At 67.7% G+C, this 13,754-nt stretch carries 13 protein-coding genes; 7 read left to right on the forward strand and 6 right to left on the reverse strand.

The window, feature by feature from the left end; all coding sequences use genetic code 11:
* Positions 1 to 279: 279 nt before the first annotated feature.
* On the forward strand, positions 280 to 486 hold the full coding sequence (locus FB459_RS16710; RefSeq protein ID WP_129624644.1) for a DUF3073 domain-containing protein: 207 nt from the start codon (positions 280 to 282) through the stop codon (positions 484 to 486).
* Positions 487 to 616: 130 nt separating this feature from the next.
* Here FB459_RS16710 and purM read toward each other — a convergent pair whose 3' ends face one another.
* Genes purM through FB459_RS16725 form a run of 3 tightly spaced genes read right to left on the reverse strand, consistent with a single transcriptional unit; the run spans position 617 to position 3,743 of the window.
* Complete coding sequence (purM, locus tag FB459_RS16715; protein WP_141929291.1) at positions 617 to 1,729, reverse strand: phosphoribosylformylglycinamidine cyclo-ligase; 1,113 nt, start codon at positions 1,727 to 1,729, stop codon at positions 617 to 619.
* A 40-nt stretch (positions 1,730 to 1,769) separates the two neighbouring features.
* On the reverse strand, positions 1,770 to 3,383 hold the full coding sequence (gene purF, locus FB459_RS16720) for an amidophosphoribosyltransferase (RefSeq protein WP_141929292.1): 1,614 nt from the start codon (positions 3,381 to 3,383) through the stop codon (positions 1,770 to 1,772).
* A gap of 24 nt (positions 3,384 to 3,407) precedes the next feature.
* Positions 3,408 to 3,743, reverse strand: coding sequence for a cytidylyltransferase family protein (locus FB459_RS16725; protein ID WP_141929293.1), 336 nt, complete (start codon positions 3,741 to 3,743; stop codon positions 3,408 to 3,410).
* A 92-nt stretch (positions 3,744 to 3,835) separates the two neighbouring features.
* On the opposite strand from FB459_RS16725, the gene FB459_RS16730 reads away from it, so the two are divergent.
* Entirely contained in the window at positions 3,836 to 5,794 is a 1,959-nt protein-coding gene (locus FB459_RS16730) for a sunset domain-containing protein (RefSeq protein WP_141929294.1), read from the forward strand.
* A 137-nt stretch (positions 5,795 to 5,931) separates the two neighbouring features.
* On the opposite strand, the gene FB459_RS16735 is transcribed toward FB459_RS16730, so the two are convergent.
* The gene (locus FB459_RS16735) at positions 5,932 to 6,303 is read right to left on the reverse strand and encodes a sterol carrier family protein (RefSeq protein ID WP_425472387.1); all 372 of its coding nucleotides are present in this window, start codon (positions 6,301 to 6,303) and stop codon (positions 5,932 to 5,934) included.
* 23 nt (positions 6,304 to 6,326) lie between these two features.
* Here FB459_RS16735 and FB459_RS16740 point away from each other — a divergent pair, with 23 nt between their 5' ends.
* On the forward strand, positions 6,327 to 7,139 hold the full coding sequence (locus FB459_RS16740) for a spermidine synthase (protein WP_141929296.1): 813 nt from the start codon (positions 6,327 to 6,329) through the stop codon (positions 7,137 to 7,139).
* Between the two features lie 3 nt (positions 7,140 to 7,142).
* On the opposite strand, the gene FB459_RS16745 is transcribed toward FB459_RS16740, so the two are convergent.
* Complete coding sequence (locus FB459_RS16745; protein WP_141929297.1) at positions 7,143 to 8,027, reverse strand: phosphoribosylaminoimidazolesuccinocarboxamide synthase; 885 nt, start codon at positions 8,025 to 8,027, stop codon at positions 7,143 to 7,145.
* A gap of 129 nt (positions 8,028 to 8,156) precedes the next feature.
* On the opposite strand from FB459_RS16745, the gene FB459_RS16750 reads away from it, so the two are divergent.
* Positions 8,157 to 8,354, forward strand: a complete 198-nt coding sequence (locus FB459_RS16750) for a CsbD family protein (protein ID WP_141929298.1) — start codon at positions 8,157 to 8,159, stop codon at positions 8,352 to 8,354.
* Positions 8,355 to 8,416: 62 nt separating this feature from the next.
* Here the strand turns inward: FB459_RS16750 and purD are convergent, their stop codons facing one another.
* Positions 8,417 to 9,676, reverse strand: a complete 1,260-nt coding sequence (gene purD / locus FB459_RS16755) for a phosphoribosylamine--glycine ligase (protein WP_141929299.1) — start codon at positions 9,674 to 9,676, stop codon at positions 8,417 to 8,419.
* A gap of 327 nt (positions 9,677 to 10,003) precedes the next feature.
* Here purD and FB459_RS16760 point away from each other — a divergent pair, with 327 nt between their 5' ends.
* From FB459_RS16760 to FB459_RS16770, 3 genes are all read left to right on the forward strand, one after another.
* Complete coding sequence (locus tag FB459_RS16760) at positions 10,004 to 11,023, forward strand: helix-turn-helix transcriptional regulator (protein ID WP_141929300.1); 1,020 nt, start codon at positions 10,004 to 10,006, stop codon at positions 11,021 to 11,023.
* A gap of 124 nt (positions 11,024 to 11,147) precedes the next feature.
* On the forward strand, positions 11,148 to 13,367 hold the full coding sequence (locus tag FB459_RS16765) for a HelD family protein (protein WP_141929301.1): 2,220 nt from the start codon (positions 11,148 to 11,150) through the stop codon (positions 13,365 to 13,367).
* 74 nt (positions 13,368 to 13,441) lie between these two features.
* Entirely contained in the window at positions 13,442 to 13,750 is a 309-nt protein-coding gene (locus FB459_RS16770; protein WP_141929302.1) for a chorismate mutase, read from the forward strand.
* The last annotated feature ends 4 nt before the right edge of the window (positions 13,751 to 13,754 follow it).

The following is a 13,754-nucleotide window of genomic DNA, read 5'->3' on the forward strand; positions in this document are numbered from 1 at the left end:
GAAGATCGCTGATTCAGCCCGCGCAGAAGCGGATTCCGGCACCGACGCTGATTGCACCAGCTCCCCCGATTCCAGCGATAACGAGGGGCCCGGACCGCGTGGCCAGCATTCGGACGAGCATCCTCGTGACTGATGCATCGGTGGGTCGTTCCCTGATGTACCGTTGACCCCACGACAGATACCAAAGATCCCGGGGTCTCCGGATGATCGATCCTCGGGCTTCGGCTCGAGGGTTCTTCGTTACGGGCACACCGGCAACACACACGAGGGGGTCTCGCCATGGGGCGCGGCCGGGCCAAAGCAAAGCAGACGAAGGTTGCCCGGGAGTTGAAGTACTTCTCTCCCGACACCGACCTCACCGCTCTGGAGCGCGAACTTCGCGCTTCGTCTTCCACCCGATCTGCGGAGAGTTCCGCCGCAGACGACGAAAAGGGTGATGACGACGATTACGACGACTACGCGGATTGGGCTTCCCACAACCGCTGATTCGTCGGGTGACCGAATTCTCGGTGACCAGCAGTACGCATCGCTGACCTCGCACCGGTGATCTGTCCCGACCACCGGTGACCGCCTCGAAGATGCTTCGAGGCGGTGTCAGTGTGCGTTCGACGTCCGCTCAGCGTGCGTAGGTGCCGATCAGTTGGGCGCCACCGGCGTCCACGCCCTTCGCGCCGGTGATGACCTCACCGCGGGTCGTGTCTGCGTCTTCGGCGGACACGACCGTTCCCATCTGCCACGCCGGCAGGTCGACCGACTCCAGCACCTCCAGGGCGGTCTCCACCGACTCCTGTGGAAGCACCGCGACGAACCCCACCCCCATGTTCAGGGTCGCTTCGAGGTCGGTCTGCGGCACGCGACCGAGTTCGCCGATGACGGTGAAGACGGGTGCCGGTGTCCAGGTGGAGCGGTCCATGACAGCGGTGACGCCCTGCGGCAACACGCGGGCGACATTCGCCGCCAGGCCTCCTCCGGTGACGTGCGAGAGCGCGTGCATGTCGACGCCGTCGGTGCGGATCAGGCGCAGCAGGTCGGCGGCATAGACCCGGGTCGGGGTCAGCACCTCCTCGCCGAGCGTGCGACCGAACTCCGGCACCTCACGCTCCCAGCCCCATCCCGCGCCGGCCACGACCTTGCGCACCAGCGACAGTCCGTTGGAATGCAGTCCGGACGACGGGATGCCCAGGACGACGTCGCCGACCCGGACACGGTCGGAGGTCAACAGGTCGGCGTACTCGACCACACCGGTGGCCGCACCGGCCACGTCGTACTCGTCAGGCTCCAGCAGGTCCGGGTGCTCTGCCGTCTCGCCGCCCACCAGGGCGACACCGGCTTGCTCACAGGCGGCCGCGATGCCACCGACGATCGCGGCGACGCGCTCGGGCACGACCTTGCCGGTGGCGATGTAGTCGGTCATGAACAGCGGCTCGGCACCACATACGACGATGTCGTCGACGACCATGCCGACCAGGTCGAAACCGATCGTGTCGTGCTTGTCCATCGCCTGGGCGACCGCGACCTTCGTCCCGACACCGTCGGTGGAAGTGGCGAGGACCGGACGCTGCATACGGGTGAGCATCGAGGCGTCGAACAGGCCCGCGAAGCCGCCGAGTCCGCCCAGTACCTCCGGACGCTGCGCGCGGCGCACGGACGCCTTCATCAGTTCGACCGCCTTGTCACCGGCATGGACATCGACGCCGGCGTCGGCGTAGGTGATCGGGGTGTCGCTCATCGTCTGCTCTCGTTCGCGCTGAGTGGGAGGTGAGTGCGGCTCACGGGTGGTCGAGGGCACCCGACCCGCCGCCGCTGACCCCGGTGCCGACACCTTCGGCGTCCGAACCACCGGAGCGGCTTGAACGATCGACGCGGTCCTCGGGGGCGAGGGTGATGCTGCGGTCGTGGCCGGACGCGATCTCGATCGGCAGGGTCTCCAGGACGTGCTTGCCGATGCGGCCGTCCTCGGGCAGTTCGATCGGGTACTCGCCGGTGAAGCAGGCCGCGCACAACTGGGAAGGCGGCTGGTTCGTCGCGGCGATCATGCCCTCGGTGGAGATGTAGCCGAGCGAGTCGGCACCGATAGATGCCCGGATCTCCTCGACGCCGAGCCCGGTCGCGATGAGTTCGGCGCGGGTTGCGAAGTCGATCCCGTAGAAGCACGGCCACTGCACCGGCGGGCTGGAGATCCGGACGTGGACCTCTGTGGCGCCGGCCTCGCGCAACATCCTGATCTGCGCCCGCTGGGTGTTGCCGCGCACGATGGAGTCGTCGATGACGACGATGCGCTTCCCGCGGATCGAGTGCTCAAGAGGGTTGAGCTTCAACCTAATTCCGAGCTGTCGCAGGGTCTGGCTCGGCTGGATGAAGGTACGGCCGACGTAGGCGTTCTTCACGAACCCCTGTCCGAACAGGATTCCGCTCTCCTGGGCGTAACCCGTGGCTGCCGGAACTCCCGACTCCGGCACTCCGATCACCATGTCGGCCTCGACGGGGTGCTCGCGGGCCAACTGGCGGCCCATCTCCACGCGGGCCTCGTGCACCACGCGTCCGCTGATCACGGCGTCGGGACGGGCGAGGTAGACGTACTCGAAGACGCATCCCTTGCGCTTTGGTTCGGCGAACTTGTAGCTGCGCAGGCCGTTCTCGTCGATCGCGATGAGTTCGCCGGGCTCGACCTCGCGGACGACGCTCGCACCGACGGTCTGCAGCGCCGCGGTCTCGGACGCGACCACCCAGCCGCGCTCGAGGCGTCCGAGCGCGAGCGGACGAACGCCGTACGGGTCACGGGCGGCGTACAGGGTGTGTTCGTCCATGAAGACGAAGCAAAAGGCACCTTCGAGGTTCGGGAGCACGTCGAGCGCGGCTTCCTCGAGCGACTTGTCCTCGTCAGCGGCCAGCAGTGTGGTCACCAACGCGGTGTCGGAGGTGTTACCGCGGGCGATCTCGCCGCGGACGGTGCGGCCTGCGTGCTCGCTGTCGACCATCTCGCGCAGTTCGACGGTGTTGATCAGGTTGCCGTTGTGGGCGAGGGCGACCGTGCCGCCGGCGTGGCCGCCGAGCGTCGGCTGGGCGTTCTCCCAGGTGCTGCCGCCGGTCGTGGAGTAACGGGTGTGGCCGATCGCGATGTGACCGCGCAGGCTGCCCAGGCTCGACTCGTCGAAGACCTGGGACACCAGACCCATGTCCTTGTAAACCAGGATGCTGCGCCCGTCGCTGGTCGCGATGCCGGCCGACTCCTGACCGCGGTGCTGCAACGCATACAGACCGAAGTACGTGAGCTTGGCGACTTCCTCGCCGGGGGCCCAGACGCCGAAGACTCCGCAGGCGTCCTGCGGGCCCTTCTCGCCGGGGATCAGATCATGGGAGAGACGTCCGTCGGAGCGAGCCACGTCACGATCCTCCCACGCAGGTGTTCACCGTCCGGCGCGGCGGTCGAGCAGGACGCCGACGATGCCGCCGAGCATGGCGCCGAGGAGACCGAAGATGGCCGCGAAGTAACCGAAGGTGGTCATCATCGAGTAGTTGGCATCGTCGGTAGGAAGATTCGCGACGACGACGGCGGCGATGATTCCGAGCACGACCCCGGTCAGGACGAACATCAGGACGTTCGGGCGACGCCGCACCGGGAGCAGCTGGGGTGACTCACCGGTAGGTTCGTCGGAGGTTTCCCTGGCTGCTTGGTGGGTGACCCCCGGGTCGGCGTTCACGTCGGTGACGTCGTCGGATTCGTCGGGCACTTGCTGTGACACGTGCCTACGGTATGCGACCGGTGGCTAGGGTTGCCGACAGGTCTTGTTCCTGCACTGTTCCTGCACGTTCTCTGCACTGCGAAGGAGTGCCCATGAAGTGGGTCATTCTCGTCCTGGTCATCATCATCCTCATCCAGCTGGCGATCATCGTGCTGCGCGATCCCAAGCGCGGCGGGTCGGTCGGTATCCATGGTGTCGACTCCGACAAGAAGGTCGGCTCGCCTGAGCCCGAGGTCGAAGAGACCGAGCAGACCCCCGCCGAGGAGGTCACGGCGGGTAAGAGCGAGGCTCCGCAGAAGGCCACGGCGAAGACCGAGCAGCCGGTGAAGGACTCCGGTCCCTCGAACGCTGCCGGAGGTGCCGCCGCCGCAGGAGCCGTCGGCGCCACCGGAGCGGTCGCTGCTGCGACGTCGGACGCGAAGGACGACGCCGCCACGAAGGATGAGACCAAGAAGTCCGAACCCGCCGAGCCCGCTGCTGGTGCGGCCGACGACTGGGACGCCGACCCTGCTCCGGTCGCCGACGAGAAGCCGGCAGAGCAGGCTGCTTCGTCCGGCGGTGACGATTGGGACGCCGACCCTGCGCCCGTGGCCGACGACAAGCCGGCCGAGGCTCCTGCCGCATCCGGGGGGGACGACTGGGACGCCGAGCCTCCCGCCGTGGAGGACAAGCCTGCTGCGGCGGCTGCCACGTCCGGTGATGATTGGGACGCCGAACCCGCGCCCGTCACCGACGACACAGCGGACAAGACCTCGAAGACCGACGAACCGAAGGCGGCCCCCGCCGCCGCTTCGGGCGCAGACGACTGGGACGCCGAACCACCCGCGTTGGACGATGCGTCGGCCAAGGCTCCCGCCGAAGCGGCGAAGACCGACAAGTCCGCCGACGAGCCGAAGCAGGCCGAGGCGCCGGCAGCGTCCGGTGGCGATGACTGGGGCACCCCTCCCCCGCCGCTCGACGACGCTCCTGCTGCCCCCGCCGCCGAGACGACCGCGCCGGCAACGACTGCGGAACCCGTCGAGGAGCCGAAGGCGACCGAACCTGCCGAAGCAACCATGGCTGAAGCACCCAAGGCTGAGTCCGAGCAGGCTGAGCCCAAGCCCGCCGAGGCACCAGCTGCGACCGGTGGCGACGACTGGGCCACCCCGCCCCCGCCCCTGGACGACGCACCCGAAACCGCTGCCGCCGAAAAGACGGAGTCGGCGAAGTCTGCCGATCCGGCCGACACCGGAGCATCCGCACAGGAGAGCCACGCGACGGAAGAACGTGCCGCCAAGGCGCCGAAGGACGAACCGGCTGAGGCACCCAAGACGGAGTCCGAAACCGAACCCGCCGAGGAGTCCGAGCAGGCTGAGCCCACCTCGACCGAGGCACCCGCAGCGACCGGCGGCGACGACTGGGCCACCCCGCCCCCGCCCTTGGACGACCCACCCGCAGCATCCGCAGTAGACGGTTCTGTCGAGGAGCCGAAGGCAGCTCAGGCGGACGCGGAACCGACGGAACCGGCCGAGTCGAAGGCGGCCGAGGATGCTGACCCCGCGGCAGAAGCACCTGCCGAGCAAAGGTCCTCGACGAGCGCCACACCGGCCGTCGACCCCAATGACCCGGCCGGAGATGCATCCGCGTCGCGGGACGGCGAATGGTCGACCCCCGCGCTGCCGTTGGGGGATTTCGAGGAGCAGCACCCGAGCGGCAAGGTCGCTCCAATGCGGGATGACCAGCGCAGCGGTGAGATTCAGGGAACTCCCCGCGCGGCGCAGCCCAACCTGCCGTCGGACGGCGCCTTTGCTTCCGACACCGCGGCGCCGGCCGACCCCGCGTCGACCGAGGTTGCCGACGAGCCCGCCGACGGTCCCTTCGGTCCAGGTTCTGCGATGCCCGAGGAGGACGGCTCCGGCCCGACCGGCTGGATCAAGGGCAACGCCGACTCGATGCTCTTCCACACGACCGACTCCCCGGCGTACGCCGACACCGAGGCCGAGGTCTACTTCAAGGACGAGCAGATCGCGGCGTCGGCGGGCTTCCGCCACTGGGACGCGTCCAAGCGCTGACCGCGTTCGTCGATCGAGTTGTTGATCGAGCCCCGCCCACGACTCCGGGCGGGGTTCGGCACATCTGGCGCCGAAAACTCGCAGGTCTCACCCGGCGTGCGTGGGCTCCGACAAGCGGAGGCGCCTGCGTCCGGGCTCTACGAACGCACCGGTCGACGCGGAAGCAAAGGCAAGTAGGCAGAGAGATCCGCTCGCCCACCGGACGCACGCAAGTCGCCACTCTCCTCGGCATCCGCCCAGGCCAGATCACCGACGACCAACGCCAGCCAGGTCGCAGCGGACAACTCGACGACGTTCGGCGGCGTACCCCGACGGTGCATCGTTCCCTCGATCACCTGCACCGCACCGAACGGCGGGACGCGTACCTCGACCGACCGTCCCGGCGCCTGCAGACCGAGTTCCTCCAGCGTGTAACGGACCGCCGTGGCGAGCGTCGGACGCGGCACCTGCGGGTCAGCACACCAGTCCTGGACGGCCTGCCTACCTGCACTCGGGTCAATTCGTCGCACTGCCACCGCCTTAGGCTCTCACCGTGCCCTCCGACGACAACGCTCGCATCGAGTTCCGAGACGACGAACGCGGTGGTGTCACCGTGCTGCGTGACGGGCACCCGCAGTCCTACGTCGATGTCGGCGACCCGGGGCTCTTGGCGTTCGAGTACGTCCAGCACTTCGCGAGCGTCCTCGACCTACTACCCGCCGGACCGCTCGCTGTGACCCATGTCGGCGGGGCAGCACTCACGCTGCCCAGGTATGTCCAGCACACCCGACCGGGTTCACCGCAGATCGTCCTCGAGCCGGACGCCGAGCTCACTCAGGCTGTGCGCGAGAAGTTGCCGCTCCCCCGTGGCCACCGCATTCGGGTGCGCCCGACGGACGGCTGGACCGGTCTGCAGCAGCTGGCCGACGCGAGCGCGGACGCCGTCGTCATCGACGCTTTCGACGAAGGCCGGATACCCGGCGACCTGGTGACGACCGCCTCACTGCACCGGTGTTCGCACGTGTTGAAACCGAACGGTGTCCTGCTCTTCAACATCGCCGACCGACCGGAGCGCGCCTTCCTCAAGCGGGTGTTGGCTACTGCCGCAACGGCTTTCGACACGATGGCGCTCCTGACCACCACCGAGGTCATGAAGAAGAAACGCTTCGGCAACTACGTCCTGATCGCGTCATCGACGCTCGACGAGGCCGCACTCGGACGCCGCGCTGCCGCGTCCGACTTTCCGACAGCCTTCGTCCGCGCCGGCGAGACTGCGGCTTGGGCACGCTCGGCGAAGCCGATCGCCGACCCGGACGAGGATCCAGCACCACCGCCCGAGACGAGCGGCACCCTCCGATTCCGTTGAGCGTCAGTCGAATCGGCGTCCGGTGAGAGACTCGTACGCCTCGACGTACTTGGCACGCGTCTTGTCAACGACCTCATCGGGCAACGGCGGAGGCGCTTCGCCGGAACTCTTGTCCCAGCCACTCGCCGGCGACGTCAGCCAGTCCCGGACGAACTGCTTGTCATAGGACGGCTGCGGCCCCCCGGGCGCGTAGGAGTCCGCCGGCCAGAAGCGCGAGGAGTCGGGCGTCAGCACCTCGTCGGCGAGCACCAACGTGCCGTCCGGGCGCTGCCCGAACTCGACCTTGGTGTCGGCGAGGATGATCCCGCGCTTCTCCGCAATCTCGTTGCCTCGCTTGAGGATCGCGATCGTCAGGTCCCGCAACTGCTGAGCGAGTGGCGCTCCGACCTCGGCCACGACCTCGTCGTAGGAGATCGGCTCGTCGTGCTCACCGAGGGGCGCCTTGGTCGAGGGCGTGAAGATGGGATCGGGCAGACGCGATCCGTCGACCAATCCATCCGGCAACGAGACACCGGAGACCACACCGGAGCGCTGATAGTCAGCCAGTCCGCTCCCCGTGAGGTAACCGCGAGCCACGCACTCGACCGGCGCCATCTCCAGCCGCTCCACCAACACCGCCCGACCGGCAACGGCGTCCGGCACGTCCGTGGAAATCACGTGGTTGGGCACGAGATCGGCCAACTGCTCGAACCACCACAGCGAGAGCTGGGTCAGCACCTTTCCCTTGTCGGGGATGACGGAGTCGAGCACGAAGTCGTAGGCGGAGATGCGGTCGGAGGCGACCAGCAGGATCTGGTCGTCGCGGGCGACGTCACCCACAAGGGGGGTGTAAAGATCGCGCACCTTTCCCGAGTAGGCGTGGGCGTATCCCGGCAGGTCGAGACTCATGTCGACATTCTTCCCGAGGCCACCGAATCCGATGACGCCGACTGCCCAAATCTGCGAATCCGCGGGTGAAGATGGAAGGAACGACGGCCACGGAATCGCCGTGAGGTCGTCAGAGGGAAAGGACCGAGCATGGGTATCGGAGACAAGATCTCGAACAAGGCCGAAGAGCTCAAGGGCGCAGCCCAGGAGAAGATCGGCGACGCTCGTAACGACCCGGGCCAGCAGGCCGAGGGCCAGGCCGAGCAGTCGGGGGCCAAGATGAAGCAGGCCGGCGAGAAGGCCAAGGACTCGTTCGGCGACGCCAAGGACTCCGTCACCGGCAACTGACCCGGAGACACGACGAGGGCCCGGATCCGCACGGATCCGGGCCCTCGTCGTGTCCTGAGCGCTCAGACGGAGATCTCGCCGCGCTCGGCCTTCAGCGCGATGTCGGTACGGAACTGACCGCCCCGCATGCCGATTCGGTCGATCGCTGCGTACGCCTTGTGCCGAGCCTGCGCCAGACCGTCACCCAAGGCGACGATCGAGAGCACGCGCCCTCCGGCCGACAGCAGACGGCCGTCGTCCGACGACGTGCCGGCATGCAGGACGTACGCATCGCCTTCGACAGGAAGCCCTTCGATCACGTCCCCCGTCACCGGCGCAGCCGGGTAGCCCTCGGACGCCAGCACGACCGTCACCGCGTGCTGCGTATGCCAGCGCAACGACTCCAGTTGGTCGAGTCGGCCGCGAGCTGCTGCGCTGAGCAAGGACGCCAGTGGCGTGCGCAACCGGGCAAGGACGACCTGCGTCTCCGGATCGCCGAAGCGTGCATTGAACTCGATGACCCGCGGCCCGCGTGAGGTGAGTGCCAGACCGACGTACAGAACTCCGGAGAACGGCGTTCCTCGCCGCCTCATCTCGTCGACCGTGGGTTGCGCGATGGTGCGGACGACGTGATCGACGAGGTCGCCGGGCGCCCAGTCCAGCGGCGAATACGCTCCCATTCCACCGGTATTGGGTCCTTCGTCGCCGTCGCCGATGCGTTTGAAGTCCTGCGCCGGCTCCAGCGGGATGACCGTCTCGCCATCAGTGATGCAGAACAGGGACACCTCAGGACCGTCCAGGAACTCCTCGATGACCACCTGCGCACCACCGGCGAAACACGCCATCGCGTGCGCGACGGCTTCCTCGAGATCGTCGGTGACGACGACGCCCTTGCCCGCGGCGAGCCCGTCGTCCTTGACGACGTACGGAGCGCCGCTCGCGTCCAGTGCGTCCCGGGCTTCGGCCTCGGTGGAGCACACCCGGCTCATCGCCGTCGGCACCTCGGCGGCCGCCATGACCTCCTTCGCGAACGCCTTGCTGCCTTCAAGACGAGCAGCTTCACCGGATGGACCGAAGACATCAAAGCCGTTGTCCCGCAGCACATCTGCCACGCCGGCGACCAGCGGGGCCTCCGCGCCGATGACAACGAGATCGGCGGACTCGGCCTGCGCGAGCCGAAGTACATCTGCCGGGTCCGTCGCCACCACAGGTCGACATTCCGCCAGCTCGGCCATGCCCGGGTTGCCCGGTGCCGCGACGACCGCCTCTACATCGGGATCTGCGGCGAGGCTTCGCACGATCGCGTGTTCGCGGGCACCGGATCCGATCACCAGAATTCTCACGGGACCGACCCTACCCAGACCACGGAAAAGGCCCGGAGCCACCGAGGATCCGAGCCGGGAACGAGAAAGAGAGACGGCAGGGCCCTCCCGAAAGTCAGGGGGGAGGTCTCTCGGGAGGAGCCCCACCGCGAGCCTTGGGGTCGGCCGGAGGGGGACTCGGCGACGCGCTCAAGGGCTCGCACAACGGGAATGTTGTTGACTCAACTATTACGCACGGAAGCGGCCCATGTCCAGAAAAACCGTGACGGCCTTGTGACGCTGGCGGTGAACCGACAGTACGCTGGCGAAGAGTTGAGTCGGGCACGGGCCGGGTAGGAGGGGACGAGCATGGACGACACGAGGAAGAAACAACGCGAGGACAGCAGAAATCCGCCGCCTCCCATCGTGGGCGATTTCGATCTGACCGACGACCACACCGAGATCTACCTGGCGCTGCTCGAAGCACCGTCGGTCACTCGCAACGAATTCGTCCGTCGGGGCTTCGAGCCCGAGTACGTCGACAAGAGCATGCGTGCCTTCGAACGTCGCAGCCTGGCTCGTCCACTCGGGTACGACGTGTGGGAGGCGATCCCGCCGGACATTGCACTGCCCGCCTTCGCCGCCCGACTGGAGGAGTACGCGACGACGATCCGTGCGTCCACCTCTGCCCTATCCCGCAGCTACGCCAATCGTTCGGCCGATGCACCCGACCCGAGCGGTTACGACCGCCTGAACAGTGTCGAGGAGATTGCGCTGGCCACCCAACAACTGCTGGCCAGGTCCGGCACTCAGGTGGTCGGGCTGCGCAACAACTCGCCGTACACCCGCTACCTGCTGGGACTGCCGACCGACTTTCACGTGACCCCCGTCCGCAATGCACAAGGCGTCAAGCTCGCGGCTCGCGTCACGATGGACACGTCGATGATCCCGCACCCCCGCTTCAACGAGGTCGTCACCGCCCGGCAGAGCACCGGCGAGTTGTACCGCTTTCACTCGGGCCTGCCCTTCTCCGCGATCGTCAATGATCGAGGTCTGGCGGTCATCGACGCGCACGGTCCGGACGGTGAGGCGTTGGGTCTGATGATCAGCACTCCGGGCGCCGCGGCCGCCGTCAGCAACGTGGCCGAATGGGCCTGGCGACTGGGTCGCGAGTGGCGCCTTGCCCAGGAGACTTCGGGCGAACTCGATGCCCGTGACAAGCGCATCCTGGAACTGCTCTCGTCGGGCACCACCGACTCCGTGATCGCCAAACGACTCAAGGTCTCCCAGAGAACCGTCGAGCGCCGGGTGCGCGAATTGATGGACCGTCTCGGCGCAACCACACGCTTCCAGGCCGGCGTACTCGCCGCCAAGGACGGTCTGATCTGAGCACGCTCGGCACCCTGCGTAAACTCTTGCACTTGCGCGGTCCACGCAACTCACGCGAGAACCGCCGCGGCCTGTTGAGATCTGCGCTCACGCGTACGGTCCCCGACCGAAGCTGGGGGAAGCAATGACGACGTCCTCGACGAATGCGGTGTCGCCCGCCATCGAGAGTGAACTGTCTCGCGAACAGGCACACGTCGACCGCGTGTACGCCGAGCTGAAGAAGGCGGCCGACCGGGCTGCCCTCGTCGAGGCCGAGGGCCACACCCGTGGCCGTTCCTCACGCACCGGCGAAGTACGCGAGGAGGAGATCACCGGCCTGTTCGAACGCGACGTGATGGTGTTCCAGGCGAGCAACCGTCGCCGTAGTTTCGAGACCCAGCACGAGGGCTTGGTCTTCGGACGCCTCGACATCGAGCACGACAAACCCGACCACCTCGGCGACACGCGCGAGGTGCGGTACGTCGGGCGCCTCGGCGTCCGCGACGACGAGTACGAACCGCTCGTCATCGACTGGCGCGCACCCGCAGCAGCCGCTTTCTACCAGGCGACCCCGGTCGATCCCAAGGGCGTGATCCGACGCCGCGTGCTGCGTAGCCGCGGCGTGAAGGTGATCGGCATCGAGGACGACCTGATGGTGCCCGAGGCGCCTGAGGACATGGTGGTCGTCGGCGACGGCGCGCTGATGGCTGCGCTCACCCGCACCCGCGGCGGACAGATGCGCGACATCGTCGCCACCATCCAGCAGCACCAGGACGAGGCGATCCGCGCTGCCGCCCGCGGCGTCACCGAGATCAGCGGTGGCCCGGGCACCGGCAAGACGGTCGTCGCACTGCACCGCGCCGCCTACCTGCTCTACTCCGAGCGCCGCAAGTACGAGAACGGCGGCATCCTGGTCATCGGTCCTTCTTCGGCGTACACCGCCTACATCGAGCGTGTTCTTCCCTCCCTCGGCGAGGACACCGTCACCCTGCGCTCGCTCGGCGACGTGATCGAGGGGATCACCGCCACCCGCCTCGACGAGCCGACCGCGGCAGCTGTGAAGGGCTCCCTCCGAATCCGCCCGGTTCTCGGCCGCGCCGCCCGCGACCTGCCGCCGGGAGCACCCACACGTTTCCGGGCGATGATCTCCGGTCACCCGGTGCGCATCGAAGGGGATCGACTGCTCGACATCCGCCGCCGGGTGTTGCGTCATCACCAGCACAACGCCGCGACCGCTGCCGCGCAGGACGCACTCGGCGAGGCAGCGTGGACCCAGGTGCGGCCACACGTGGGCGCGCTGGAGAAGTCGGAGTTCCTCGACCGGTTCGGCGACCACCTCGAAGTCGAGTCGTTCATGAACCAGTGGTGGCCCCAGGTCGACCCCCGCGAGGTGCTGCTCTGGATGACCGATCGTGGACGCTTGCAACGGTATTGCGACGGTCTGCTGTCCACACAGGAGCGGGACGCGCTCGGCGATTCGCTGGACGCCGCTCTCGCGACCGGCGCGTGGAGCGTCGCCGACGCCGCCCTGGTCGACGACGTCTCGGCCCGGCTCGGGCTCGTCGTCGAACGCCAGGCCGAGGAGCGCGGGTTCTACGAGATCGAGTTGCTCGACGACCCGTCGGCCTACGACGTGCAGGAGGTTCGCACCTCCGGACAGGCCGCGTCCGCGCAGGAAGTGCAGTTCGAGCGGCGCCCCACCGACGCCCGCGAACGGCTGCTGCAGGGCAAGATCGGTCGCTGGGGCGAGTACGCCCACGTGCTCGTCGACGAGGCACAGGACCTCTCCCCCATGCAGTGGCGAATGGTTGGCCGTCGTGGTCGGTACGCGTCATGGACGGTCGTCGGTGATGCCGCGCAGTCGTCCTGGCCGGACGAGGCCGAGGCGCTCGGGGCCCGCGAGGAAGCCTTCGGCAAGAAGGAACGCCGACATTTCCACATGACCACCAACTACCGCAACGCCCGCGAGATCTTCGAGTACGCGGCTCAGGTCGTCCGTCGGCACGTGCCCGACGCGGACATCCCGGACGCCGTGCGCGAGACAGGTGTGTGCCCACAGGACCTCGAAGCACCTGATGTCGTCGAATCGTCCGTGACCGCCGCTCAGGATCTGCTGGGCGAGGTCGAGGGACTCGTCGCAGTGGTGACACCCGCGAAATGGGCTGCAGCACTTGGCGCTTCGCTCAACGATTCAGACGAGCGGATCATCCTGATCGACCCGATGTCGACCAAGGGACTGGAGTACGACGCCACGGTCATCGTCGATCCAGACGAGATAACGCGAGAGTCTCCCGGCGGTGTCCGCGTGCTTTACGTTGCACTCACCCGTGCAGCGCACCGGATGACGGTCGTCCACCCGGCCTGATCCCCAAGGACATCCGTTGCCCACTCCACGGACGCGGTCGGCCCGCCGGTGAAGCGGTGTTCGAGAATCGAGGGGTGGATGACTCGAACGGCCCCGAAGACCAGCGACTGCGCTCCTACCGGCAGTCGATCGACAACATCGACGCTGCGCTGATCCACCTGCTCGCCGAGCGGTTCAAGATCACCCAGGCGGTCGGCCAGTACAAGGCCGAGCACGACCTGCCGCCGGCCGACCCGTCCCGTGAGGAACGTCAGGTCGCACGGTTGCGCACGCTCGCGGCGCAGTCGCAACTCGACCCCGAGTTCGGGGAGAAGTTCCTGCGGTTCGTGATCGACGAGGTGATCCACCACCACGAGCGGATCCGCGAGGACCCGACGGCCTGAGCGC

This window comes from Yimella lutea, assembly GCF_006715095.1.
In the GTDB taxonomy this organism is placed as follows: domain Bacteria; phylum Actinomycetota; class Actinomycetes; order Actinomycetales; family Dermatophilaceae; genus Yimella; species Yimella lutea.

What these genes read in the sequence shown, in the direction of transcription:
- FB459_RS16710 (WP_129624644.1), top strand. Translation starts at nt 280, where the DNA reads ATGGGGCGCGGCCGGGCCAAAGCAAAGCAGACGAAGGTTGCCCGGGAG.
- purM (WP_141929291.1), bottom strand. Translation starts at nt 1,729, where the DNA reads ATGAGCGACACCCCGATCACCTACGCCGACGCCGGCGTCGATGTCCAT.
- FB459_RS16730 (WP_141929294.1), top strand. Translation starts at nt 3,836, where the DNA reads ATGAAGTGGGTCATTCTCGTCCTGGTCATCATCATCCTCATCCAGCTG.
- FB459_RS16745 (WP_141929297.1), bottom strand. Translation starts at nt 8,027, where the DNA reads ATGAGTCTCGACCTGCCGGGATACGCCCACGCCTACTCGGGAAAGGTG.
- FB459_RS16750 (WP_141929298.1), top strand. Translation starts at nt 8,157, where the DNA reads ATGGGTATCGGAGACAAGATCTCGAACAAGGCCGAAGAGCTCAAGGGC.
- FB459_RS16760 (WP_141929300.1), top strand. Translation starts at nt 10,004, where the DNA reads ATGGACGACACGAGGAAGAAACAACGCGAGGACAGCAGAAATCCGCCG.
- FB459_RS16765 (WP_141929301.1), top strand. Translation starts at nt 11,148, where the DNA reads ATGACGACGTCCTCGACGAATGCGGTGTCGCCCGCCATCGAGAGTGAA.